Origin of the sequence: Lysobacter firmicutimachus (genome assembly GCF_037027445.1) — a bacterium.
GTDB classification, from domain to species: Bacteria; Pseudomonadota; Gammaproteobacteria; order Xanthomonadales; family Xanthomonadaceae; genus Lysobacter; species Lysobacter firmicutimachus.
Window position 1 is genome coordinate 3,659,630 of the sequence record NZ_JBANDL010000002.1, and the last position, 26,070, is coordinate 3,685,699.

At 62.7% G+C, this 26,070-nt stretch carries 15 protein-coding genes; 4 read left to right on the forward strand and 11 right to left on the reverse strand.

Annotated features, from left to right (window positions below; all coding sequences use genetic code 11):
- Positions 1-2 precede the first annotated feature (2 nt).
- The 5 genes from rfbA to V2J18_RS15935 form a co-directional block, all read right to left on the reverse strand.
- Positions 3-887, reverse strand: coding sequence for a glucose-1-phosphate thymidylyltransferase RfbA (gene rfbA / locus V2J18_RS15915; protein WP_064747109.1), 885 nt, complete (start codon positions 885-887; stop codon positions 3-5).
- A gap of 10 nt (positions 888-897) precedes the next feature.
- A complete protein-coding gene (gene rfbB / locus V2J18_RS15920; RefSeq protein WP_064747110.1) occupies positions 898-1,950 on the reverse strand; it encodes a dTDP-glucose 4,6-dehydratase in 1,053 nt (350 codons plus the stop codon).
- A 382-nt stretch (positions 1,951-2,332) separates the two neighbouring features.
- On the reverse strand, positions 2,333-3,760 hold the full coding sequence (locus tag V2J18_RS15925; protein WP_336132304.1) for a hypothetical protein: 1,428 nt from the start codon (positions 3,758-3,760) through the stop codon (positions 2,333-2,335).
- A 588-nt stretch (positions 3,761-4,348) separates the two neighbouring features.
- Positions 4,349-4,486 carry a hypothetical protein gene (locus V2J18_RS15930; protein ID WP_186442535.1) on the reverse strand — a complete coding sequence of 46 codons (138 nt, stop codon included), beginning with the start codon at positions 4,484-4,486 and terminating at the stop codon, positions 4,349-4,351.
- Positions 4,465-4,941, reverse strand: coding sequence for a hypothetical protein (locus V2J18_RS15935; RefSeq protein WP_336132305.1), 477 nt, complete (start codon positions 4,939-4,941; stop codon positions 4,465-4,467). Before V2J18_RS15935 ends, V2J18_RS15930 begins: the two co-directional genes overlap by 22 nt.
- Positions 4,942-5,287: 346 nt before the next feature.
- Between V2J18_RS15935 and cpaA the strand changes: the two genes are divergently transcribed.
- The 4 genes from cpaA (at position 5,288) to V2J18_RS15955 (ending at position 10,810) form a co-directional block, all read left to right on the forward strand.
- The gene (cpaA, locus tag V2J18_RS15940; RefSeq protein ID WP_336132306.1) at positions 5,288-7,081 is read left to right on the forward strand and encodes a metalloendopeptidase CpaA; all 1,794 of its coding nucleotides are present in this window, start codon (positions 5,288-5,290) and stop codon (positions 7,079-7,081) included.
- Complete coding sequence (gene cpaB, locus V2J18_RS15945) at positions 7,078-7,833, forward strand: metalloprotease secretion chaperone CpaB (protein WP_336132307.1); 756 nt, start codon at positions 7,078-7,080, stop codon at positions 7,831-7,833. Before cpaA ends, cpaB begins: the two co-directional genes overlap by 4 nt.
- Before the next feature lie 854 nt (positions 7,834-8,687).
- A complete protein-coding gene (locus V2J18_RS15950; protein WP_336132308.1) occupies positions 8,688-10,061 on the forward strand; it encodes a hypothetical protein in 1,374 nt (457 codons plus the stop codon).
- A 53-nt stretch (positions 10,062-10,114) separates the two neighbouring features.
- Positions 10,115-10,810, forward strand: a complete 696-nt coding sequence (locus V2J18_RS15955) for an aspartate/glutamate racemase family protein (protein WP_336132309.1) — start codon at positions 10,115-10,117, stop codon at positions 10,808-10,810.
- A gap of 223 nt (positions 10,811-11,033) precedes the next feature.
- Here V2J18_RS15955 and V2J18_RS15960 read toward each other — a convergent pair whose 3' ends face one another.
- The 6 genes from V2J18_RS15960 to V2J18_RS15985 all read right to left on the reverse strand — a co-directional run bounded on the left by V2J18_RS15960 (position 11,034) and on the right by V2J18_RS15985 (position 25,376).
- The gene (locus V2J18_RS15960) at positions 11,034-12,623 is read right to left on the reverse strand and encodes a right-handed parallel beta-helix repeat-containing protein (RefSeq protein WP_336132310.1); all 1,590 of its coding nucleotides are present in this window, start codon (positions 12,621-12,623) and stop codon (positions 11,034-11,036) included.
- Between the two features lie 506 nt (positions 12,624-13,129).
- Positions 13,130-15,025, reverse strand: coding sequence for a M61 family metallopeptidase (locus V2J18_RS15965; RefSeq protein WP_336132311.1), 1,896 nt, complete (start codon positions 15,023-15,025; stop codon positions 13,130-13,132).
- 19 nt (positions 15,026-15,044) lie between these two features.
- Positions 15,045-16,115, reverse strand: coding sequence for an alanine dehydrogenase (locus V2J18_RS15970; protein WP_336132312.1), 1,071 nt, complete (start codon positions 16,113-16,115; stop codon positions 15,045-15,047).
- A 198-nt stretch (positions 16,116-16,313) separates the two neighbouring features.
- Positions 16,314-19,133: a collagenase gene (locus tag V2J18_RS15975; RefSeq protein WP_336132313.1), complete on the reverse strand. Its 2,820-nt coding sequence runs from the start codon at positions 19,131-19,133 to the stop codon at positions 16,314-16,316.
- A gap of 297 nt (positions 19,134-19,430) precedes the next feature.
- Positions 19,431-22,277: a collagenase gene (locus tag V2J18_RS15980; RefSeq protein WP_336132314.1), complete on the reverse strand. Its 2,847-nt coding sequence runs from the start codon at positions 22,275-22,277 to the stop codon at positions 19,431-19,433.
- A gap of 264 nt (positions 22,278-22,541) precedes the next feature.
- Entirely contained in the window at positions 22,542-25,376 is a 2,835-nt protein-coding gene (locus V2J18_RS15985; RefSeq protein ID WP_079248164.1) for a collagenase, read from the reverse strand.
- Between the last annotated feature and the right edge of the window lie 694 nt (positions 25,377-26,070).

Sequence of the window (26,070 nt, forward strand, 5' to 3'; positions counted from 1 at the left end):
CCTCACGGTACGAAGCCGCGTTCGGACAGGCCGAGCAGGTACTGGCCGTAGCCGTTCTTGGCCAGCGGGCGGGCCAGTTCGACCAATTGGGCGGCATCGATCCAACCATTGCTCCAGGCGATTTCCTCGGGGCAGCAAACGCGCAACCCCTGGCGGGCTTCGATGGTTTCGATGTAGTTGGACGCTTCCAGCAGCGATTGATGGGTACCGGTGTCGAGCCAGGCATAGCCGCGGCCGAACCGCTCCAGATGCAGCGAGCCCTCTTCCAGGTAGATCCGGTTGAGGTCGGTGATCTCCAGCTCGCCGCGCGCCGACGGCTTGAGCCCGGCGGCGAATTCGCTGGCGCGGCCGTCGTAGAAGTACAGGCCGGTGACCGCATAGTTGGAGCGCGGCTTGGCCGGCTTCTCTTCCAGGCCGATCACCTGCCCTTCGCGGTCGAACTCGGCCACGCCGTAGCGCTCCGGATCGCTGACCCAATAGCCGAACACGGTCGCGCCGCGCTCGCGCTGGTCGGCGCGCTTGAGCATCGCGGTCAGGCCGGGGCCATGGAAGATGTTGTCGCCGAGCACCAGGCAGCTGGGCTGGCCGGCGACGAAATCCTCGCCGATCAGATAGGCCTGGGCCAGGCCGTCCGGGCTCGGCTGCACCGCGTACTCGATCTTCATGCCCCATTGCGAACCGTCGCCCAGCAGGTTCTTGAACAGCGCCTGCTCGTGCGGGGTGTTGATGATCAGCACTTCGCGGATGCCCGCCAGCATCAGCACGCTGAGCGGGTAGTAGATCATCGGCTTGTCGTACACCGGCAGCAGCTGCTTGCTGATGCCCTGGGTGATCGGATACAGCCGGGTGCCGGAGCCGCCGGCGAGAATGATGCCCTTGCGGTTCATGCGCGCGTCCTCAGGCCTGACCGATGCGTTCCAGGCGGTAGCTGCCGTCGAGCACTCGCTGCACCCAGGCCTGGTTGTCCAGGTACCAATCGACGGTGCGGGCGATGCCCTGTTCGAAGGTCAGGGTCGGCGCCCAGTCCAGCTCGCTCTTGAGCTTGGAGGCGTCGATGGCGTAGCGGCGATCGTGGCCCGGCCGGTCGGTCACGTAGGTGATCAGCGACTCGCGCGCGCGGCCGTCGGCCAGCGGCCGGCGCTGGTCGAGCAGCGCGCAGATGGTCTTGACCACGACGATGTTGGCGCGTTCGGCGTCGCCGCCGACGTTGTAGGTCTCGCCGATGCGGCCGGCCTCCAGCACTCGCGCGATCGCCGAGCAGTGGTCGCCGACGAACAACCAGTCGCGCACGTTGAGGCCGTCGCCGTACACCGGCAACGGCTCGCCGGCCAGGGCCTTGGCGATGATCAGCGGGATGAGCTTTTCCGGGAACTGATACGGCCCGTAATTGTTCGAGCAGTTGGTGGTCAGGACCGGCAGGCCGTAGGTGTGGTGGAAAGCGCGCACCAGGTGGTCGGACGCGGCCTTGGAGGCCGAGTACGGCGAATTCGGCGCGTACGGCGTGGTCTCGGTGAACTTGCCGGTCTCGCCCAGGCTGCCGTAGACCTCGTCGGTGGACACGTGCAGGAAGCGGAAGCCGTCGCGCGCCGGCGCGTCGAGCTGCTTCCAGTAATCGCGCACCTGCTCCAGCAGGCTCAGGGTGCCGACCACGTTGGTGTGGACGAACGCGGCCGGGCCATCGATCGAGCGGTCGACGTGGCTTTCGGCGGCGAAATTGATCACCGCGTCGGGGCGGTGCTCGGCCAGCAGGCGCTTGACCAGGGCCGCATCGCCGATGTCGCCCTGGACGAAGACGTGGTTCGGGTTGCCTTCCAGGCTGCCGAGGGTGTCGAGGTTGCCCGCGTAGGTCAGGGCGTCGAGGTTGACGACCTTGATGCCCTTTCGCACCGCATCGAGAACGAAGTTACCGCCAATAAAGCCGGCACCGCCGGTCACAAGCCAAGTAGGCACTCAGGACACTCCTTTATTTGATCGACGTAAGATCCGCCAACCTGGCCGCGCCCCAGCGCTCGCCGCTGCGGGCTGTTCAGCGAGCCTGGCGGATCCGAACGAGTGCCGGATTGTAATGCCTATCCGGCCCTCGGCCGCGGCGGGCCGGGCAGGCGATTAGGTCTCCTACAGCTTGATCGCCGTGCCGCCGGCGCATTCGTTGCGTGATGGAGCGCGCATCCCGTCGCGGTCGGCGCCGATCGCCCCCGGGAAGGCCGGACAGGAATTCAAGACGTAATACAAGCATGAAAGCGCCGTATACGATACAGCGGCCATGCCGTCGCCGCCGGCCCGCCCCCGGATGGGGCCGCCCTCCCGGGAGGGCGGCCTGCCCGCCACGGCCTCAATCCACCGTCACCACCACCACGCTCATCCACGGCACCTGCACCACCACCCGTCCCTGCGCGAACGCGACCGCGTTGGCGATCCGGGTCGGCGCGCGGAACTGGGCGCCGGCGGCGAAATCGGCCGGATTCATGCCGCGGCCGTGGCGCCAGGCCGAGTAGACCCCGCTGGCCTGCCCGCGCAGATCCATCACCACGCGCCGGTCGAGCGAGGCCGACTTATTGACCAACACGATCTTCTTGCGGTCGTCGGTGGCGAACACTTCCAGCTCCGGAATCGCACTGGTCGCGGCGACCATGGTCGAGCCGTAACGGCGCGACCAGGTGCCGCCGGTCCATACGCTCAAGCCCCAATAGGCCGGCAACCGCACGTGCTGCCCCTGCGGCTGATCGTTGCGATCGGTGCCGTCGGTGATCAGGCCGAGCGGTCCGTTGTTGTCGGCGTATTGGTAGGCGCTGCCGCCGGCATTGAGCACGTGGCCGATCACCGATGCGGTATGCACCAGATTGCGCGAAGTGTAGAACGCATCGCGCCAACTGCCGTCGTACCAGGAGTTGTAGTTGAACTCGCCGACCTGGATCGCGATGCCGCTCGCGCGGTCGCCGAAACTCGCATCGATCTCCTGGCGCAGCCAGGCGATCGCGTCGGCGTACTGGCCGGTGCGGCGCAGATTGTCGACGCGCTCGCCGTCGCCGTACTTGTGGAAGTCGACCACGTCGACGTCGGCATGGCGAGCGGCGAAGAACTTGCGGAAATCGCCGAACTTGTAGTCGGCCCAGGTCACCAGCGACGGGCCGGCGATCGACAGCGGCCGCGCACTGGCGCCGCGCATCGCCACGGCGATGGCGTGGAAGCCGTCGCTACCGTTGCCGCCGTGGATGTAGGGGTCCATGCCGAAGCCGTTGTCGGGTTCGTTGCCGATGATGTAGTCGTCGACCGGACCGCCATGGCTGCCGCCGTTGTCGTTGAAGTAGCGCACCAGCGCCGCGGCGTCGCCGGCGCGGATGTCGTTGTCGTTGCTGCTGCCGCCGACGGCGATCATCGGAATGCCGCCGATGCTCTTGATCGCGCGCACATAGGCTTCGCCTTCGTTGCCGCCGTGCACGCCGCCGGCGGCGGAACCGACCTGGCCGTCGTGGTGGTACAGCGGAATGCGCCAGACCAACGGGCCGAGCTCGCCCAGGTAGCGCTGCCACAGCGCCTGGTTCGGGCCCTTGATCAGATTGCTGCCGCCGTCGGCGAAGGTCGACACCGTCGAACCCAGCGAATACGCCGAGGTCGGCTGGCGATGCGCGGTGAAATCGACCACCACGTTGGCGGCTTCGGCCGCATGCAGTCGCGGCCCGCCGATCAGGGCGAGCGCGCCGGCGAGGATGGCGGCGAGACGGAGCGAAGGCGGTGCGGACCTGCGGAATTGCGAATGCATGGGAAGCCTCGAGAGAGCGGATAGGATGCGATTCGCCCGCGGCTGCACGGGCACCGGCCCGACACGACCCGAGGCCTCGCGCCGGCGCACTCCCGCACGGCGCCACGGACCGGCAACCGCGGCGCGGACCCTAGCGTCCCACGCCTCGCCGAAACGCGACGCGCATTGGCGATGCACAGGCGCTTACAGCCCGCGAACGGAACCGCAGACGCAATCACACCCTTGATTTGACGGCGCTCCCATCCATGGCGATCGGGCCTGCAAAGGCGCCGCCAGCTGGATAGTTCCTAACGTTTCTGGGCCAAAAGTGAAATGATCCAGACAAGGCCGATGGCCCGGGAAGCCTTATCCAGCAAAGCTTGCAAGCCTTCGGGCCCGGTGGTTGTAGCGATAGCAGACTTCACCCAATACAAGAGCAGGAATTAGCGGGGCACCCGCAGTACCGGCCGGCCAGCTCTTGGCATAGCTCCAAAACCCTTCGATGCCGGCGATGTGGTCGCGTCCGACCGGCTTACCCTTCTCATTGCGGATCATCGCATGGCCGCCTCGTAGCCTCAGCGTGGCGCACGCCTGCCTGCAGCCGATGTACTACATCGACCCTTCGCGGGTGTGCGCCTCGATCTGCTGCATCACGCTGTCGCGATCGTGCGCAGCGATCGGCATGACCTTGATTTGAGCGTTGCGCTTGACGGTGCCGAACGCGATCACCCTGTCGGCGGCACCCAACCGGTTTTGCCATGACAAATACCGCCAAACGTGGTTTGGTCGCATCCCGCGCCCGCGTCGAACGGCCTTCGCCACTGCTCTTCGAAGACGCAGCAGGCCCGCAGGACGCGGCAGAACTTTTCCGCTGTGGCCAGGTTGCACACGGGCTGGAATCGCTGCCGGTAGACCGGTACGCCAGGAGCAAAACGTTCGATCAATTGCCGCCTCTGCGAAGCGCTCAAGCGGACCGATTTCCGGGCTGCGACGACCGGACGAAGGCCATGGGTGCCGGTCAGCCACTTGAGCCGTCCATCATTCAATTTCCAAAGCCGCGCAGGTTGGCTAGCCGGATATTTTTGCATCTTGAACCAGCTTAATCCGGTCCAGACTCGTAGGGAATCGCGTCCGATTTCGATTCGCATCGCCATGGAACAAGAATTCAACAGCGACACCGCATCCACGCCCGCAATGAACATCCGCCATCGCACTTCCTTCCTCGAGAGGACATCGATAAGGACGACTGATCGATGGACTCAGTTCATGAATCAGGCTTCGGCATAAGTGTGATTAGGACGCACCAGGACAGAGATTGACTCAGTGGTGTCGCATACGAACCATAGAAAGTGTGCCTTCTTTAGTTGTTGTCCATTCAAGTCGTTGATGACGGTCAAACGTGCCTGCTGGCACGTTTATTGCGGCAAGAATCTCCGGCAGGGCGGTCGCAGCGACCAGGAAGGTTCTGCGACTGCGGTGGCCTCGCCGCCATATGTCCATCGACTCGGGCCGCTCCTGCCGCGGTCGGCACCGACACAGGATTTCTTCATGAAGCCGACGATCGCCTGTTTGATTCCCCTGCTCGCCTCGCTGTCTGCCCCCGCCGCCGCCACCGACCTCAGTCCCAATCAGGTCGGCGGCGGCGACATCCCGGGCAACTACGCCCAGATCGATTTCTATCTCAAGAACGGCGACTGGGCGCCCAAGCTGACCCTGTCCAACGCCGCCGGCGACGGCTACACCGTCGCGATCCATTCCACCGCGGGCTACGACAGCCAGTTGGCGACCGGCAACACCGACTATCCGCTGAGTTCGATGCCGATCCGGGCCGGCGATAGCCTGTCGTTCGTCTACCGGGCCGTCCAACGGCAATGGAGCCTGGTCGGCCCCTCGCTGAGCCCGAACGGCAACGGCGGCAGCGGCGCCATCGCCAGCTATCCGAACGCCCGCGTGCTGCGCTTCAACCTCGCCGACGGCGATTGGGCACAGTCGGTCACCCTGCCCTCCAGCGCTCCGGACAACAGCCTGATCGTGGTCTCGTCCTCGGCCACTTGGAACAGCCGCATCAATCCGCAGAACATCCAGTACGCCAGCAGCTTCAACCTGCGCACCGGCGACCAGTACGCTTTTCTGTACCGCACGGCGCTGCAGCGCTGGGTCAGCGTCAAAGCGCCGACGCAAGCTTTCGACGCCGGCAAGATCGGCACGCAGATCCCGACGCCGGTGGTGCCCAACACCCAGGTCAAGCTCGCCGACGGCAACTGGGTTTCCGAGCTCCGTCTGCCCGCCAGCGCCGGCGACCGCGACCGGGTGAGCATCGTCTCCGATGCCAGCTGGACCGCGACCATCTCCGGCCAGAACGTGGATGCGGCTGCGACGATGAAGCTGGTCACCGGTTCCCGTTACGACTTCATCTACATCAAGGAACGCGCTCGCTGGGTGCTGCAGTCCAGCCCGACTCCGGCCTATACCGCGAACGGCCCGGGCGGATCGCAACTGCCCGATATGACGTCGCCGAACGCGCGCTACTCGGCTGCGGACGGCAACTGGGCCGCCACGGTGAAGCTGCCGGTCAACGCGACCCCGGGCGACCGCGTCGTGGTCAAGAGCGACGCAAGCTGGGATTTCAACGTCACCGGCCAGAACACCACCTTCGGCACGGTTCCGGTCCGTCGCGGCGAGACCTTGCGCTTCGTCCGCACCGCGGCCGGCGCGTGGTCGCTCGACACCCGCCTGATCACCATGCTGTTGATCTACAGCGAGGAAGCGGCCGCGCAACTCGGCGAGACCGCAGCGCAGATGCGGCTGTGGGAAGGGCTGCGGCTGACCAATGAAGCGCTGGAGAACTCCCGGGTCAACTTCTACGTCAAGGCGGTCGGCATGATCAAGCGGCAGTTCCAGGCCACCACGCTCGGCGACATCCTCAACGTCGCGCTCAAGGACTCGGTGGTCAGCTCGACCCGCACGCAACTGGCCGCCGATGCGGTCTATTACGAGGGCACCGAGGAAGGCTGCGGCCTGGCCTGGGTCAACGCGAGCCGCGACAACATGATCGGCTCGGGCTCGCTGGGCTGCGGCACCACCGTGATGCGCCATGAGTTCGGCCACAACATGGGCCTGAACCACGGCGACGACGCCAGCGGCGGCTCGGCGCCGTACGCCAAGGGCTACAGCCTGATCTCCGACATCATGGGCGGCAACGCGATCCCCTACTACTCCAATCCAAACCTCTACACGACCGACACCGAAGTCGCGACAGGCCTGCCGATGGGCATCGCCAACGTCACCGACTCGGTGCGGGCGATGAACGAGCGCTCCCAACTGGTTTCCGAGTTCTATTGACCGCCGGTCCGCCGGCGGGTCTCGCCCGCCGGCGGATCTCTCCCCCGCAAGGACATCCCGACATACCTCTCTCGCGAAACCGGGCCCTGATTCTCGGACTCGTCCTGACCGGCGCCGCCACTGTCGGCCTGCTGGTGTACTACCGGACCGCCCCCGGCGCCACGGGCAACCTGCTGCAGGACCCCGCCTACCGACCGAATGCATCGCCCGTCGCCGTTACCACCCGCTCCGGAACCGACGGCATAGAGGCCTTCGTCGCCCGCCGCAGCGCTACGTTCTCGCTGGACCGCGCACGCCTGCAGAGCGCGCGTGCGCGCAAGGACCTCCTGCAGCTGGTCGATCCGGCCAAGGTCGCCGCCGGCGCCCTGAAACCGACGCCGCGCCAGATGGGCGACGGTCGCCAGTTCGTCGCCTACGACGCCTATGTACTCGAGTCCAAGGGCGTCGGCGACGATATCGAAGTCTACGTCCCGAGCCTCGGACTGACCCTGCACGGCGTGATCGACAACGTCGAAGTCAACGGCGACATCGTGCGCTGGTCGGGCATGTTCGAAGACTTCAATTCGACCATGAGCAAATTCTCGATCAGCCAGACCATGGTCGACGACTACGTACTGGGCAGCTTCGACACGCCGATGGGCAGCTACAGCCTGGAAGCCAAGAACGGTCTGGGCTGGGTGGTCGAGCAAGGCGCCGACTTTCATTTGCCGGCCGACGGCAAGGACTACATCGAAGCGACGCCGCAGCGCTGAGCGAGAAGCCTCGCACTGGATGCCCGGCCGGTTGTTGTCTTTTCCGGCCTGGACAGCCGGGCAAGCCGCGGACTGGGCGAGCGGACGGCGGAGACCCCGGCCCGAGACGCGCGGCCAAAGGACAACGAAAATAGCGGCTTAGTTCGCCAACTGCTTCCCCATCAGAGCGGCCGTCGCGGCCACGCCGATGAACCACTCGATCCCAAGCGTTGCCTTGGGAACAGGGCATGTCTCTGTCGGCGCCGAGCGAGCCCGGCGGCCCCCACCTGTAGCCGCCGGGCTCGCCCCGCCCAAGCCGGATAAATGTGCGTTGATGCACAGCGCGGCAACCTGTTATAAGCATTCGTATACCGTATACTGAATGCCTTGCGGTTTCGGCAGCATCGCGTAGCGAAGAAGGTTCCGCGTACGCGCAGCAATGGCTGGAACCGGAACCGCCGCTTCGGCGGCGGCGGGCAGGGGTATCGGTATGGCTTGGGGATCGCCTGACCGGATCGGGCTTCTCTCCCCCGAAAGTAGCCACTTCGGGCAGGCATCCCCAAGCGCTTCACAGGAGGAGGACGTCGCGGCGGACAACGTGTGTCGCCTGCCGCCCAGGCAGCTACCCACAGACAACCTGCATTGCCTTAGGACCGGCGATCCACGGGCTCCGTTTGGCCAGCGGTTCATGCCCGCTCGACGCTGCCGCGTCACGAGCGGCTTCGTTGCCCGCCGAACATGAGCGACGACTAAACAGTTCCAGCGTCGATCGCACGGATTCCGCTACCTATCCTGTAGCACGCGACAAAGGCGGCCCCGTTCCCCAAGACTCGCCCAGCCGCCTCGAGCCGTCCCTACGCCGCCGATCATCGAGCATGCAGGATCTCGACTGGCCCGAATCCTTCCATCCCACGACAAGCGAAGCAGCCATGGCACTCCGTCTCCTCGCACTCTCACTGACCTTGCTGGCCGCCTGCTCTTCCGGTCAACGCCTGGCTGCAGACAAGCCGGCAACGCTCGATGCGGCCGCCGAACAGTATGTGCGCCTGACTCTGAGCATCGGCGAGCACGAGCCCGGGTACGTCGATGCCTACTACGGACCGGCGGAATGGGCCGATGAAGCCAAATCGGTCAAGCGCCCGCTTGCCGAACTGCGCGCGGCGGTGATCGACCTCGACCGCCGGTTGCACCGCATCGACACCGCGTCCCTGTCCGCGATGGAAGCCAAGCGCAAAGCCTTCCTCTCCGCGCAACTTGCCGCCGCCAGGACTCGGCTGGACATGCTGGCCGGGGCAAAACTGAGCTTCGACGACGAAGCCGAAGGCCTGTTCGCCGTCCGCCCCGAACTCAAGCCGCTGTCGGCATACGATCCGATTCTTGCCGAGATCGATGCGCGCTTGGCCGGCACCGGCCCGCTGTGGAAGCGCTTCGACCAGCGTTCCAGCCGCACCGCAATCCCCAGCGCCCGCCTCGACGGCGTCATGCGGGCATCCATCGACGAGTGCCGACGCCGGACCGTCCGACACATCGCTCTCCCGCACGACGAACGATTCACGCTCGAATTCGTCACCAAGCAGACCTGGTCCGGCTACAACTGGTACAAAGGCAACGCCACGAGCCTGATCCAGATCAATACCGACTTGCCGGTGCTGATCAGCCGCGCGGTCGACCTGGGCTGCCACGAGGGCTATCCCGGTCACCACGTGTTGAATATGCTGTTGGAGCAGCGTTTGTACAAAGGCCGGGGATGGGTCGAGTTCTCGGTGTATCCGCTGTACAGCCCGCAATCCCTGCTCGCCGAAGGCTCGGCCAACTACGGAATAGAACTCGCGTTTCCCGGCGAGGACCGGCTGGCGTTCGAAGCCGGCACGCTCTACCCCTTGGCCGGGCTCGACCCCGCCACGGCCGCACAGGATTTCGAGCTGTTGCAGATGCGCAACAAGCTGTCGGGCGCGCGGCTGACGATCGCCAAAGACTACCTGGACGGCCGGATCACCCGGGACGAAGCGGTAAAGCTGACGCAGAAATACCAGCTCCTGTCGCCCGAACGCGCCGAGCAATCCATCGACTTCACCGGCAAATACCGAACCTATGTCGTCAACTACGGATGGGGACTCGATCTTGTCAGGCGCTTCGTTTCCTCCGCCGGCGCCTCGCCCACCGACCACTGGGCCGCGATGGAGCGGATATTGTCGGAACCGACCATTCCCTCCGACCTGATGCAGCCGTCGACGTCCGCCACGAAGTAACGGCCGCGCCGGTTGCGTCCTTCAGCCGCAGTTTCGTCGGAGACGACTCTTCCATGAGAACCATCGGCTTGATCGGGGGCACGTCCTGGCACTCGACCATCGAGTACTACCGCGGCATCAACCAAGCCATCAACGATCATTTCGGCAACAACACCAATCCGCCGCTGATCCTGCATAGCCTCGATCAACGCGAGATCCATCGCCTGCAGGCCGCGGACCGCTGGGACGCGATCGCCGGCCTCCTGGCGAATGCAGCGGCGAAACTGGAGGCTTCCGGCGCGGAAGCGCTGGTGTTCTGCGCCAACACGCCGCACAAGGTCTATCCGGAGGTCGCCAGCTCGGTCCGAATACCGATCTTGCACATCGCCGATGCCGTCGGCTCCGCCGTCCGCCGCCTGAATCTGAGCGAAGTCGGGCTGATCGGAACCCGCTATACGATGGAAGACGGTTTCATCCAGCGCTGGCTGCTGGAACGCTACGGTATAAGCGTGATTACGCCCTCGTCCGACGAAGCCAGGGACCGGTTGCAACGAATCATCCAGCTCGAGCTGGCCTTGGGCGACTTCGGACAGGACACGAAACGCTATGTCATCGAGCAGATTTCGATCCTGCGGACACGAGGCGCACAAGGCATCGTATTGGGCTGCACCGAATTCCCGTTGCTCCTCGCCCAACACGAGCTCGATCTTCCCAGCTTCGATACCTTACAACTCCACGCCCGGATGGCCGTCGATTTCATCCTCAGCTGAGCCCGTACCGCCATCGAGGAGGCGTTCGGCCCGCGACGTTGCAGAAAGGAAACACGTTATCGGGCGCAGATCGCTCGCTTCGGAGCGATCCGAGCGCGGGAAAGCCCACCCGCGCCCATTCGTTCAACGGAGCCAATGCATCGATGTCTCGCCGCGAGTACGCCAGCGACCCGTTGCGAGCCACCAGGCCGAGCTATGAGCGCTCCATCGTCGTGCTCGTGCGTCAATTGACCGTGCACGTCAGGGTGACGGTCACGGATGCGCCAGCGGTCAAAGTGCCCAGCGCGACACCGGCTTCCAGCGCGGCAAGGGAAATAGGCGACGCCGGACAGCCCGCGCCGCTGCAAGTGGGGGGCGTGGTGCAGGTCAGGCCGACCCGACCGGCCGGATCTTGCACCACGGCACCGGTCACCGAACTGGAACCGTTGTTGGTCACGACTATGGCGTAGGTCGTGGTGGCGCCGCGAGCGAGACTATCGGCAGGCTGGTCGCTGGGACCGACGCCCGGCGTGTTGGTCTTGGTGATCAGAAGATCCGCCGTAGCCGGGCCGCTGAACTCCGAAGTCGATCCGATCGAGGTCGTCGCGGTCGCGACACAACCCGCGTTCTGGCACCTCGTAGCGGTCATCCTCAAGCTTGCAGGAGCAGCCCCGGAGACCGTGCAACTGCTAGGCGCGGTTGCGCTTACCCCCGTGACCACGCAAAAGCCAAGCCAGACTTGGCCCTCACCGAACCCTGTCGGGTCCAGACCTCCGGGATTGTTGTAAAAATCGATCCGATAGCCGTTGGCATTGGCCGCGGCATCCAAAGTGAAATTCACTGTGGTTCCGCTGATCCCCGACAGCACGGGAAAGTTCTGCAGCTCATTGGGGCCGGTGTCGCCATCGCCGGCATCGTTGAGCGTTACTCCGTCGTTGGTCAGATCGATGCCCAAACCGCCGTTGCCCGAAATGTTGGTATTGGCATAGACGGCATTGCCGGTGGCCGTAGCGCCCGTTATCCGAACGCCGTCGCCGGTGTTCCCCGTTATCGTATTGCCCGTTATCGTATTCTGGCCGATGACCGTATTGGCGTTGCCGGTCAATGCGATGCCCGCTCCGCCGTTGTTGGTCAGAATATTTCCTTGCACCAGGTTGTCGTTGATCTGGGTCGCCCCGACGACTCCAGCCCCTTCGAAAGCGATGCCTGAACCGATGTTTCCGGTGATCGTATTGTTGGTCAGCGTATTGCCGTCGGTATTGCTGCCGACGCCGCCGAACTGGGGTACCAAACGGATGCCGGCGAAGTTCGTTCCGGTAATGTTGTTGGAATCCACCAGCACGTTCGTGGCGCTTGCGACGCCGACGCCGTAATTCGTCCCGCTTATGGTATTGCCGGTAACCGTAGCGTTGTAGCCCGCGATCGCCGGGTTGTTGAAGATGCTGATGCCATAGAAACCGTTGGTGATGGTGTTGTTGGTCACCGTGCAGTTGTCGCTATTGAAACAGCGGATGGCGTCCACGCCGCCAACGACGCCGGTGAACGTATTGCCGCTGATGACCATGTTGCTTACGCCGCTTACCGCCACGGCTGGCTGACCGAAATTGGTGATGCCGATATTCAGCAACTGGCTGTTCGTGGCCGTCGATAGGAACGAGAGGGCCGAAAAATTTCCGCCGCCGCCATTCAGCGTGATGTCGCCGCCGCCGTTTATCACTACCGTATCGCTGATCGCCGGAAGCGCGGCTACCAAGTTGATGGTGCCCGCGCCGCTGAACACGATCGTGTCGTCGACGATCGCCGTCAGATCCGCTGCGGCTAGCGCCGCGCGCAATGTCGTACAACTGAAGTTCGGGGCGATACCGGTACAAACCGGGGGGGGTCAATGTATCCGTTAGGCCGGTGACGGTATAAGTCGCGCCGACCGCCGCCCCGGACATGAAGATTAGACAGAAGGCCGCGTATCGCCATCGACGTAACGGTGCGCGCGACCCATTATTGCGCCGTCGATCTTCTACCGCCGGCTCCTTCGCACCGTCCGTCGGCGACCGCTGCGCAGCGAAAGCCCGATCGGCCGCGTCGAGAGGACATCGCAACGCGCCCGCCAGCCGATGGGTGCGCCCTCCGCGGCACGCATTGCGAAAATGCCCAAATACCGGAACGACGGAAGTAGTGCCCATCGACGCCCCCTTTAGTCGAAGACCGTGACTGCCTCACGCTCCCTTTCGATCATCCTTTAATGCCCATCGACATAGCAACAGGTTTGATTGTCGGATTTATGCTGCAAGCAAAAATCGTGCCAAATCCTCCGATAGGACGAAGGCAGTGCAGGTGGCCGCCTCACTTCGGCGCATAAATTTCCGACAAGCGATCCGGACGCCCTTGGATTCGCTCGAGCTTGGGATACCTGTGGCCTCCGCGGTAGTCGATGCGGACCGATTTGATTGCATCGCCATCCTTGATCAGCAAGTCGATCCCCCGCCCCGCCTCTTTCGCAGCCGACACCGCATCCTTGAGCCGCTCGCCATTGCTTGCGTAGCCGTCGATCGCGATTACAGTGTTCCCGGGCGCGATGCCAGCTTCGAAAGCCGGCCCGTCCCAGCGCACGCTGGCCACCACGGAATCGGCCTTGGACATGCTCATCCCCAGCGAGTAGGTCAGATCCACGGTCTTCGTCTTTTCTTCGGAGAACTTCTCGAAGTCGCCCGGAACCTCGCCGTACACCAGCGTCCAACCGCTCGCAGCCAGACCGTCCAAAGGCGGCGCATGAGCGCCGAGGCGGTCGCGCAGATAACCGGCCCAGTCGAACTCGACGATTCCGTCGAGCGCCGACACCACTTGTTCGAAATCGTAGGCTTTGACCCGATAGTCTCCGTTCCTGCCGCCGAAGAACGCTCGGGCGAAGTCGTCCAGAGAATGCCGTTCGCCGCTGAGTTCGCGCAACTTGGCGTCGACCGCCAGCCAGACCAGTTGCGCGCCGGCATAGTAGTCCTCGGCGAGCTGGTAGCTGGTGTACGACTTCGGCCTGCGTTGGGCGATGACCGGGTCGTAGACGGTGTCCTGCAACGTGCGCCAGGCCAGACCGGGCCGATCTTCGCTATAGCGCGCCGCGGTCTGCGCCAAGGCCTCGCGGGCGAACTCCGGCCGCCATAAGCCGGAGCGCGCGGCCAGGACCTGTCCCCAATACTTGGTCTGACCTTCGTAAACCCACAGCAGATCGCCGCTAAGCGGCGAGTTGAAGTCGGACGACACGATTCCGGCCGGACGCCGGTACTTGCCGTTCCAGGCATGAACCAGCTCATGCGCCAGCAGGTCGTGCCTCAGCACGCCGGGGCCATCCCAGGAAGTGAAATAGTCGACGTCCAAACCGTTTTCGCTGGAGCGTTGATGCTCCAGGCCTATGCCCCCCATTTGCCCAGACAATGAGAACAGGAAATCGTAGCGGTCGAACGGATGCGATCCGAACAACTTGTACGCCTGGCTCAGCAATTCGCGATGGAACCGGATCTGCTCGGGCGTAGCCTCCAGGTACTTTGCAGCGTCGGCAAAAACGTTGAGCCGCACCGGCGTCTGCGCCCCCGGGCTCAGATCGAACTGCCGGTAGTGACGTCCGGCGAATACCGGCGAATCCAGCAAGGTATCCAACGACACCGGGCGATAATTCAGGCACCCGCCCTGGTGCGATCCGACCTCCAGCGCCGAGGCCGACTGCCAACCGCTCGGCAACTTCAACCCCGCGGCGACCTCGACGTCGCGCACGTCGCTCCCGGCCGGATACAGCACGACTTGGTTCCACTGCACGTTGAGCATGTCCGGCGTCATGACCACTCTCCCCTGGGTACCGCCGGTGGGGGTAAGCATGTCGAAGCTCAGCTCCAGCTCGGCCACACCGTCGGGCACGACCAATCTGAAGGCGTAGACATTCAGCGCATCGCGATGCCAGGCGATGGGCCGACCGTTGCCGAGGATGCGCAGACCGGCGAACTTGTCGATCGGACCAACCGGCGAGTGATGCCCCTGAATCCATTGCGGAAACAACAACGTCAGCGCGCCCGGCCGCACCGGGACACGCTGACGCACGCGCAGGACCCGCCGCGCCACATCGGTGGCGTCGACTTCCAGCCGAAGCGTGCCCGGCGGTCGCGCCTGGTCGGGCGCGACCGCCTGAGCATCCGGCGACGACAGCGAAACGGCGATCAACAGCGCCGGAGCGAGAATTCGAACGGCAAGGGTCATGGTCTTCTCCGACGATGGCTTACAGCGCCATGCCCTTCAGCGCCGGATGGATCAGCTTGCCGCCCTCGACGTTGATGCCGCGCACCAGGGCCGGGTTGTTGCGCCACTCGTTGCCGGCCGCCAGCTTGTTGACCCACGGCAGGATCGCCGCGCAGATCGCTTGCGAGGAGGTCTGCGGCACCGCGCCGGGCATGTTGGTCACGCAGAAGTGGGTCACGCCCTCTTCGACGTAGGTCGGCTCCTTCCAGGTGGTCGGGCGCGAGGTCTCGAAGCAGCCGCCCTGGTCGATCGAAATGTCGACCACCACGCTGCCGTCTTCCATGCCCTTGAGCATTTCTCGGGTCAGCACGTGAGGCGCGCGCGCGCCGGTGACCAGCACCGCGCCGATCACCAGGTCGGCCGAAGCCACTTCGCGCGCGACCACGTCCACGTAGGGGTACAGCGCGGTGACGTTGTTGCCCAGGCGCATCATCTGGTCCATGCGGTCCTGGCGCATCTCGAACACGGTGACGTTGGAACCGCCGGCCGCGGCCAGCGCCGCCGACGCGCCGCCGGCCTGGCCGGCGCCGAACACCACCACCTTGCCGCGCTCGGTCGACGGCAGGCCGCCGAGCAGCTTGCCCTTGCCGCCCATCGGCTGGTGCAGCAGGTGGGTACCGACCTGCACGCCGATCTTGCCGGCGATGATCGACATCGGCGCCAGCAGCGGCAGGTCGCCGTTGGGCAGCTCGACGGTCTCGAAGGCGACGCCGGTCAGGCCGATGTCCAGCAGCTGCTTCGTCAGCACCGGCTCGGCGGCCAGGTGCAGGTAGCAGAACAGCAGGTGATCGCGGCGCAGATGCTGCAGGTCGCCGGCGATCGGCTCCTTGACCTTGACGATCAGCTCGCCCTTTTCGTACAGCGCGGCGGCGTCCGGCGCGATCTTCACGCCCAGGCGCGTGTAGTCCTCGTCCTTGAAGCCGCTTTTGATGCCCGCGTCCTTTTCCAGCCAGACCTCGTGGCCACGCTTGACCAGGTCGCCCGCCGCGGCGGGAACGAGCGCCACGCGCCCTTCGAGAGTCTTGGTTTCCTTCGGTACGCCGATACGCATTGCAGTCTCCAGTGCGGCCCAGAAAAAACGCCGCATGCGCGGCGCTTGGGCCAGTTCGCCTAAGTGGTGGTTTCGTGTAGTGAACGCGCCGATGAGTAATACAGGCGACGGCGCACGCCTTTGAACCAAGCTTCGTCTCTCGACGATTCCGAAAGCGGGGCGTGGCAGCCGCGACGCCTCGCTTCGTTGTCGCAGCGATCAGTTAGTAACGAACTGCGAGGAGATGGTCATGCCGCTCGCCACGCCCCCCTTGCTATATACCGCCAAGGTATGCACGCCTGGGATCGGCCGATCTATCAGGATCGACTCGCCGTTGCCTGGCTGGATAGAGCGATACATGTTCCAGGTCTGGTCCGCCCAGGTGACCGGGGCCGGATTAACGGAAGACGGACCGAGGACATAGAGATCCGCCTCGCCGGTACCGCCGCCGAGAGTTATCCGAAGCTGCTTGATACCCACGGGAACCGTCACATAGAAGGCAGCCCGATAGGTGCCGCCATACAGAACCGTAGACGCGGTGCGCTTACAGCTCTGGCCCAGGCGACGCGCATCCGGGTCCGAGCACGTCGGAAATTCCGCAACAGTGACCGAGTCCCGAACGATACTCTCGGCACCCTTGTCGTCGACGACTTTCAGCGTTACGTCATAAGTACCCGGGGCCGAAAAGCGCTTGACAGGAAACAAGCCGGTTACTGTGGCGCCATCGCTGAAGGACCAGGTCTGAGAGGCGATACTGCCGTCCACATCCTTTGAATAGTCGGCGAACTGAACCGTCAGACCACTAATGATCGACTTGAAATCGGCCGTCGGCGGCTTGTTCATGGGGCAGCCTTGTGCGCCCACATTCCCGACGCAGGCAAGCCAGTTTTTGAAGTCGACATCGAGCGATGTGCCGATATCATTCATGTAACCGGCGTAGTCGCTGTAGTCAGGAGCAGAACGCAGATACGACAGGATCGAGCTCACTTTTCCAGGGCGCTTTTCGAACATATAGCGTACCGCGAGATAGCCCCATTGATAGGTTCGAGTCTGTCCGCTGTTCTTATCGTTTTTGAAGATCGTACTGATTGGATAAGTCGCCAACCGAGCTTGCGCAATCGCCTGGTGCGCTCCGATCTTCATGTATTCATAGGACACGTACTCGGCGAGACCTTCGATCCACCATCTGGTCTTTGCCGTCTGACCCAACGCGTAATCTCCGTACGTGTTAAAACGCCCATCTAGGTAGTGAACGTATTCGTGATTTAGGTTCCAGATCGAAAACTTGGCCCTCTCCCATTGCGCTTCGTGCGCAATGAATTTGGCCTGATTACCTACCGCGGCCGGTTTCCCTTCGAGGTACTTACCGCCGTTATTAGTGTCGATCCCAAACAGGGCGTGGCCATAGGCGTCATACATAAACTTGCTGTTGAAGGCGAACACCTCCAGCGAAGAGGTATTATCGTCTGCTACCGGCACCTTATTCGTCATTAGCTTGCTGTGAAAGAAGCTCTCCTGGCCCGATAGCTCGGCGCATGTCGCCGACAGCTCCGACGCGAGCATTGATTGCGCACGGATCTTCAATGTCGAGCTGCACACGTGGGTATCCGGAAAGACGTCTGCCATGACGCTTTCCTTGTAATTGCAGGTTCCATATGCGGAGCAATTGGCGGCATCGTAACTGCTCACCGCTTCAGCCAAGCGCATCCAAACCCCGGCGGTGACCGATCCATTAATAGGCGACGATTTTGCTAGCAGATTTTTCACTCGAGATGAGGCTGCAGCCTCGGCTGCGCCACCATGCTGCATGAATCGGGTCATCTCGCCGACCGCACTCATTATCACATAATAGTGCTTACTGTAGAGAACCAAAAAATTTCGGTCGACGAGGTTATAAAGCGAGGTAATGATCGAGGTGTCCGTCTGAACGTACTGTCCGAGCTCACTCCCAATTTTATTTTTCTTGGAAAGGGCGATTAAAGTGCGATCAAGCGCCAACCTCATCCAATTGTAGTTATTCCATGAATTGTCGTATCTCGCATACATGTCTTTGAACACAGGTAGCTTGTACGTTACAGAGTCGGATCCGATAACGAGGATGAAGTAACTTTCGAGTACCTCGCCATTGGCATCGTCGACCTTCTTAAAGTTGGTATTGGCCGAAAACTTGTCTAATGCGTTTCGGATAGCTGCAGTCAGGCTAGTTCCGTACTCTCCGACCGCCGACTTTTGGTAGTACTGCACATAATACCCAGCCCGCATGAAGTACATCAGGTTCAGTATTCCGTTGCTGTTCGTCCCGTCATAGCCTGCCGAGTGACTCGTGATCGCATTCGCGACAGTTATCATCTTCGATTCCGCGAACGTGGCCCCCGCATCCGTGCCCGTCAGGCTATGCAAGGTGTCGAGGCAATCGAGGCTGGCGGCCTTTATGCTGGACACCAGTTCGCTACCGCTCACGCTGGAGAACTGCTTCGAATCGCAGGTTTCGGTCGTTGCCGCGACGGCGCCGTCCTCGAGCCCAGCCGGGCCTTCGACTGGTTCCGACTTGGCTCGTGCTTTCTCTTCCAGCTGCCGCGAGGGACGCGGATAGAGTTCCTGTCCCGGCCGCAGCGGATTGTTGTAGTCGGACGCCAGGCGGACCAAATCCGGATCAATCAGCGGGCCAAGATCCGGCAGAGCCGTGATTCCGTGATGATCATGCAGCACGCTGAGCTCCATCTCCAACGTGCCCGGCGGTCCGCGACGAGGGTCGTGGCGATCCGCATCCCGGCCTTGAGCCTCGCTTCCACGCAAGTCGCTCTCGTCGCTGGACATGCTGTCGGGGCGAGGATCGGCCTCTACACGTGCATGCAAGGACCGCGCTCCGACCTGTCCGGGCTCCGCATGGGCGGCGTTCGAAGTCGCTCCGCTGTCCCTCCCTGTGAGCGTTGCGGTTGCGCGCGAAATAGCCGCGACCAGCGCATTGCTTTCGCCGGACGCCCCGCCCCCCATCGTCGAGAGCGCGGCCACCGCGATTATCGCGGTGCAGGCCGCCACTCTGCCCTTCGTTTTCCCAACTGACATGAATCACCTCATATCAACGACTGCTGCTGTGATGCGGCACTGGCTGCTCGACGTCCTTGCTCGTACCGTTCGGCTTAGCTGCCTATAACGCGCTCGGGCCGCGACTCGTTTCGCGTTCGCGAATAAGCGGATCCCACCCGCCAGAATCGAAAGGGATACACTCACAGGCTTCGATGGCGATGCTTAGCTTGTAAAGCGCGCAGCCCCGCCCCTACCCATGTGACGCCGCGGGCGAGGCATCGTCGCCTCGCTCGTTTTCGTGCGGTCTTTTCAGTTCATCAAAAACTGCGCAGTAATAACGCCGGCCACCGGCGTTGATGGGGTAACCGAGTTGTTATGGATCATCACCGTGTGGTCGCCCACGGCTGGACGATCGATCAGGATCGCTTCGCCGCTGCCGTCCATGACGGATTTGTGCATGAACCTGTACTGGCTGGCCCAGGGCCCATTGTTAGGAGGCATGACGTAAAGATCGGCATTTCCCGCTTCGCCGCTCACCGTGAGGCGGACCTGCTTAACGCCCGCCGGAACTTTCACATAGAAATAGGCGCCCCCTGGATTCGTAACGAAGCTGCGTTCGCAGTCCTGGCTGAAACGCCGGACGTCCGCGTCGGGGCAAGACGGGAGAGCCGATACCGTGACGGTTCCCGTAGTGCTGCGCTTGCCTCCGTTATCGTCCTCGACGGTCAGGCTGACCTCGTACGTGCCCGCAACGGCAAACCGCTTGACCGGCCGCGGCCCTTTGGCCGTCGTTCCGTCGCTGAAGAACCAGGTCCGAGAGGCGATGTGGCCGTCGGCGTCGGTGGAATAGTCCATGAACTGAACCGTCAGCCCGCTGGAAACCTTTCGAAAAGCGACGCTCGGCAACTGATTGCCTGCGCACCCTTCGGCGTCGACCGTGCCCACGCAGGTCAACCACGAACGGAAGTCGGCATCGTTGCTGGTGCCGATGCTGGTCATGAAATTCGTGTAACCGGCATACTTGCCGGGACGCAGGTAGGACAGAATCGAATCCACCGAGGGGCGTTGCCGCTCGAACATATAGCGTGCCGCCAGATATCCCCAGCCGTACACCCGGGCGTCCCCTACGCCATAAACGTTCTGATATATCGTGCTGATCGGATAGGTCGCCAGCTTCGCTTCCGCTACCGCCAGCGACGACCCGACCTTGGTGTAGTCGTGATACATGTATTCGGCCAAACCTTCGGTCCACCACACTGTCTTTGCGGTTGTGCCGAGCGCGTAATTGCCATACATGTCGAATCGCCCATCCAAGTAATGAACGTATTCGTGATAGAGATTCCAAATATCGAACTTCGGCCTCTCTTCCGGCCGCACATTCTCATAAGCGTGGAATCTGGCTTGGTTGCCCGGTCTCGCAGGATCTCCCTCCAAGTAGATGCCGCCATTGTTCGTGGGGGCGCTGTACAGAACGCCGGCATAGGTGGTGTACATACGCCGGCTGTCGTACACGACCAACTCCAGCACGGCATTGTTATCGTCCGTTACCGGAACCTTCCCGGTCCTGAGCCTGTCGTGGAAGTAGCTCTCGATGCCTGCAAGCTGCGCGCAGGTCTCAGCCAACTCGGACGGAAGCATGGATTGCGCGCGGATCTTCAGCGTCGGGCTGCAGGTATGGACCGGCTGAAACACCTGTGCAATGACGGATTCACGGAAATTGCAGACCCCGTATGCGGAGCAGTTGGCCCTGTCGCTTTCCTCCACTGATCGAGCAGAAACCAGCCACAGCTTCGCGGTCGCCGAACCGAATGCGGGCGATGAACGCCCAATCAGCTGCTTGATCCGAGCCGATGACTCCGTCCTGGCGGCACCGCTGTATTTCAGGAACCTGACCATTTCCAGCGCCGCATTTTCGACCACGTAGTACTTGTCCGAGTACAGCGCGGCGAAGTTCCGGTGGACAAAATCGTAAAGCGCGTTGACGATCGAGGCATCCGTCTGAGCCAGCGAAGCCATCTCACTGGCTTCGAACAGATGCACGCGACTCAACGCGCCGAACGTTACGTCGACCGCCCGCTGCATCCAGGCATAGTTGGCCCAAGCGCTGGCATTGGACTGACTCCCCCAAATCCCGGTGTAACGAGAGTACAGATCCTTGTACACAGCAAGCTTGTAAGTCACCTCGTGCGCATTGTCGATCAGCACCATGTACTCAGTCAGGATCTCGCCATGAGCATCGTTGACCAGAGTGAAATTAGCGTTGCCGGAGAACCGGTCCAGCGCCGACCTAAAGGCCGTCTTCAGCTCAGGCCCATATACCCCTACCGGCCTGTTGTAGTGCTTGAGGTAATAACCAGTATGCAAGAAGGTCATCAGATTCAAGATGCCGCTGCTGTTGGTTCCGTCGTAGCCGACCGCCTCGCCAGCCATGGCATTCGCCACGGCCATCATCTTCGACTCTGGGAACGTCGCACTGATGTTCGAATCGCTGAGTTGTTGCAGCCGTCCCAGGCATTTAATGGTGGTGGCCTTGATCCGGGCCACAAGCTCGCCTCCGCTCAGGCTCGCGAACTGGGTCGGATCGCAAGCCTCTTCCTCCCCGGCGGCTGCGGCGCCTTCGGCGCCAGGCGCTCCGTCGACGGAGGCCGCCTTTTCGAGTTGACGCGAGGGGCGCGGATAGATGTCCTGATCCGGCGACAAGGGATTGCTGTAGTCCGAAGCCAGAGCGATCAGCGTCGGGTCCAATTGCGGCTCCATGTCATCCAACGTCGCTGCGGGATCGCGACGCGAATGCAGCGCACTCAGCTCTGCCGCCAATGTTGGCGGCGGAAGCGAGCTCGCCCGCCTCCCGCCCCGTTGCGCCAACGCATAGGCCATCGGGGCGGACTGCCCCTCGCCTGTTTTCAATCCGCTTGCATGATCGAAGTCGCCAGCGGTATCGGCGACTTCTCGCGCCTTGCGCGACTGCGTGTGCGCTTCGGCCGACTCTGCGCCCGAATCGTCGCCGAGACCCACGAGCGTGCCGGCAGCGTGCGCAATGGCCTTGGCGATTCCGGTTCGCTCGTCCGCGACGCCCGCCCCCAGCATCGAAAGCGCAACCACGGCCACGGCAACGCCGCCAGCCGACAATTTCCTACCCGAGCCTGTCCACGACATGACTTACCCCCCATTTCAACAACGGCGATACGGCCGGTTGCGCAAATTTCGTTCGGCGCACCTGTTTCGCTGATTGCCAAGCGCATAGACCGCGACGATTGCAGCGGACCGCGACAGAAGAAGCGACGCGATGCCCCGCGGAATAGGCACCATGCCGTGTATCGGACGATGAACTGGACCCTTGAAAAGAGCCGTTTCCGCACCCGTCGCTTGCGCCGGGTGCGATAAACGGACGGGGCCGACTCAACGCCCCCATCCGACAGCTCAATTCATTACGAACTGGGACGTAATCGTCGCCCCCATGGCTGCGACCGACGCACCGTTGCGCACCATCAACGCGACATCGCCGGGCATGGGACGGTCGATCAGAATCGACTCGCCATTCCCCTGATTGGTCGATCGATGCGTATACGCACTCGGTCCTGCCCACGTCGTCGAAAGCGGGGCCATCGCGAATAGGTCCACATCCCCGGTTCCATCGGCGAGCGTAATCCGCAGCTGTTTGACCCCTTTCGGAACCGTCACGTAGAAGTACGCTGCGCTAGGATTGGTCGCCACGGTCCGTTTGCAATCCTGACGCATACGCCGCACGTCCGGGTCGGCGCAGGTCGGCAGCTCAGCGACGGTAATCGACTGCGTCTTGCTCTGCGCCATACCGTTGTCGTCGACGACGGTCAAAGTGACGCTGTAGGAACCCGGCAATGCGAAGCGCTTGATGGGCATCGGTCCGCTTGCCGAGGTACCGTCGCTGAACGACCACGACTGCGAGGCAATGTGGCCGTCGACATCGGTGGAGTAGTCCATGAACTGGACCGTGAGGCCGCTGTCGATCGACTTGAAGTCCGCCACCGGCGCCTTGTTTCCGGCGCAGCGGGACGCCGTCACATCGGCGACACAACCCAGCCACCAACGGAAATCGTAGTCGTAGTCGTAGTTCGCGTTGGTTCTGATGCCGTCCATGAGGACCGCATAGCCCGCGTAGTCTCCAGGCCGAAAGTACGACAAGATCGAAGTGACTGAGCCACGCTGCCGCTCGAACATGTAGCGCGCTGCCAAGTATCCCCAGCTATAGACCCGGTTGTTGCCGCTCGCGTAGTCGTTCTGGAAGATCGTGCTGACCGGATAGGTCGCAAGCTTGGCTTCCGCGATCGCCTTGGGCGACCCGGTCTTCATGTATTCGTGCGAGATGTACTCTGCCAAGCCTTCGATCCACCAAACGGTCTTGTACTTGACACTGAGCCCGTAGTCTCCGTAGCGATCGAAACGGCCGTCCAGGTAGTGGACGTACTCATGGTTGAGATTCCAAATCGAGAACTTCGGCTTTTCCCACTGCGCCTCGTGAGCGAAGAAACGCGCCTGATTTCCGGCGGCGGACGGGTTCCCCTCGATATAGATGCCTCCGTTTCTTGTGTCGATACCAAACATCGCCCCGGCATAAGTCGTGTAGGCGCGATAGTCGTTGAACACCACGAGCTCCAGCGACGCGTTGTTGTCGCCAGCCACAGGAACGTTTCTCGTGTATAGCTTTCCGTGGAAGAAGCTCTCTTGCCCCGTCAACTCCGAGCAGGTCGCTTCCAGCTCGGCTGCCAGCATCGACTGCGCTCGGATCTTCAGGGTCGGGCTGCACACATGCGTACTCGGCAGAACTTCAGCCATCAGCCTTTCCTTCATGTTGCATGTGACATATGCCGAGCAATTGGCGGCGTCAAACCAAGACACAAATTGGGCTACCCCCACCCAGATTCCGGCCGTAGGGGACCCGACAGCTGGCGATGATTTGGCGACAAGTTCCTTGATTCCTGACGAGGCTTCCGACTTGGCGGCGCCGCTGTACTGTAGGAAACGCGCCATTTCCCGCGCGGCGTTTTCCACCTTGTAGTAGTCCTCGTTGTAGAGGTTGGCGAAATTTCGGTTGGCGAAGCTTCTCAAATCCGAAATGATCGAGGTGTCCGATTGAATCATCGACACCAACGCATTCTTCTCATCGGTATGGGCGCGCCAAAGCGCGAGGAATGTCGTGTCGACCGCCCAACTCATCCACTCGTACTGCCTCCAGCTTATGGAGTAGCGCGCGTACAAGTCCTTGTATACGCCGATCTTGTAGACGGTCTGATCGGAAGCTTCGATAAGATTGAGGTATTGGCTCAGGATTTCGCCGTGCTCGTTGTTCACCAGGGCGAAATTGGCACCGGCCGAGAACGCATCGAGGGCCGCACGAAGAGCGTTCGTCGTCTCCTGGCCGTACGGACCCACCGGCCGCCCCTGGAACTTGACGAAGTATCCAGTGTTCAGGAACCTCATCAACCCCAGTATGCCGCTGCTATTGGTCCCGTCGTAGTTGACCGCTTCGGCCGCCATCGCATTCGCCACGGCAACCATCTTCGACTCGGCGAATGTCGCACTTGTATCCGAATCGCTCAAGCCCGTCAGCATGTTGTAGCAACGCAGGCCATAAGCTTTAACGCGAGAGACCAGTTCGTCACCATCGACGCTTACGAACTGCGTCGGATCGCCGCACTCCGACTCGGCCTGGATCGTTGCGCTCCCATCGGCGCCGGCGGCCCCTTCGATGCTCCCTGACGTGGCCGAAGCGCCCTCTTCAAAGCGACGGGAAGGACGCGGAAACACTTCCTGCCCCGGCTGCAGGGGATTGTTGTAGTCGGTGGCCAACCGGATCAGCGCGGGATCGATTTGCGGCGCGATCTGCGCCGGGTCGGTGATCACACCGCTCTGGCCGTGCAGCGAGCTCAGTTGCATCTCGGGCGTCAAAGGCGACAGGCGCGCCGCTTCCATCCTTCTGCGCCAAGCCTGCGCTTGATCGGAGGCCCCGTCGCCTGTACCGGCCGGGCGAACGCCCGTTCGATCGTCTCCTCCGACGGTCGCTGCCGTAGCGCGCTGTCCTGATGTCTTTGCCCTGTCCATCGACGATGCAGCGGCCAACTGTTCACCGCTGCGATTCAGAGTCTCGGCGATGCGCGAAAAGACCGATCCGACGCCCCCCACTCCTCCGTCCGCTTCGGCGCCGAGCAGCGATATCGCCGCCACGGCGGCTATCGCGGTGCAAACCAGCCCCTTTCTTCTGATACGTTCAAGCGACATGTTTCACCCCTTACATGCTTCTGCAACGGTGATGCGGCTTCGAATGCGCAACTTCCATGCGTAACGTGTTTCGGTCGGTTCCATGGCGCTTGAAAACCGCAGTGATTGCGATCGATCGCACCAGGCCTTATCGGCTACTCGTCGGCGCGATCGCTGCAGGAACGCTCATCGTCGATAGGCAATGGCCTCCTTCCAGATGCGCGTGAGGAAACCGCCGCGGCAGCGGCGCCGCCCCAACGGAGGCGAACAGCGGCCAAGTCCCTGGGCGCAGCCACGGACAGCAGTGAGCGGCCGGTATCGGAGCAAGCCATCGCGTGCGCCACCGGTTCCAGGCGCCGCAACGTCCGCGCGTTTTCCGACCGGCATCGACTCCACGGAGCATCCGTCCGCCGCGCCCGCAAACGGACGTCTTCTGGAGCGACTGCCGCTGCTGCGGATCGGCAAAGCATCGGAGCTATGTTCCGGCCGCCCCCACGTCATCCGCCCCGCCGATGTCCGATGTGCCATGCCGCCCCCTCAAATTCCGGCGACCGAGTCGCCATTCGTATAACGTATACGTATCGATATCAGGCACGTCCCGAGTGCTGCAAGACACACTCGAAACCTCCCTCATCGCACCGTGTCTCCGACCAGGTACCGAGGCCGGCGACCTCGCGCCAAGTCGTCGAATCGCTTCCGTGCTTTCGTCCTGGCG

Bases quoted from the DNA above. Each gene is read 5' to 3' on its own strand.
- V2J18_RS15965 (WP_336132311.1), bottom strand. From the start codon at position 15,025: ATGACCCTTGCCGTTCGAATTCTCGCTCCGGCGCTGTTGATCGCCGTT.
- V2J18_RS15980 (WP_336132314.1), bottom strand. From the start codon at position 22,277: ATGTCGTGGACAGGCTCGGGTAGGAAATTGTCGGCTGGCGGCGTTGCC.
- V2J18_RS15985 (WP_079248164.1), bottom strand. From the start codon at position 25,376: ATGTCGCTTGAACGTATCAGAAGAAAGGGGCTGGTTTGCACCGCGATA.
- V2J18_RS15935 (WP_336132305.1), bottom strand. From the start codon at position 4,941: ATGTTCATTGCGGGCGTGGATGCGGTGTCGCTGTTGAATTCTTGTTCC.
- V2J18_RS15955 (WP_336132309.1), top strand. From the start codon at position 10,115: ATGAGAACCATCGGCTTGATCGGGGGCACGTCCTGGCACTCGACCATC.
- cpaA (WP_336132306.1), top strand. From the start codon at position 5,288: ATGAAGCCGACGATCGCCTGTTTGATTCCCCTGCTCGCCTCGCTGTCT.
- V2J18_RS15950 (WP_336132308.1), top strand. From the start codon at position 8,688: ATGCAGGATCTCGACTGGCCCGAATCCTTCCATCCCACGACAAGCGAA.
- V2J18_RS15925 (WP_336132304.1), bottom strand. From the start codon at position 3,760: ATGCATTCGCAATTCCGCAGGTCCGCACCGCCTTCGCTCCGTCTCGCC.
- rfbA (WP_064747109.1), bottom strand. From the start codon at position 887: ATGAACCGCAAGGGCATCATTCTCGCCGGCGGCTCCGGCACCCGGCTG.
- V2J18_RS15970 (WP_336132312.1), bottom strand. From the start codon at position 16,115: ATGCGTATCGGCGTACCGAAGGAAACCAAGACTCTCGAAGGGCGCGTG.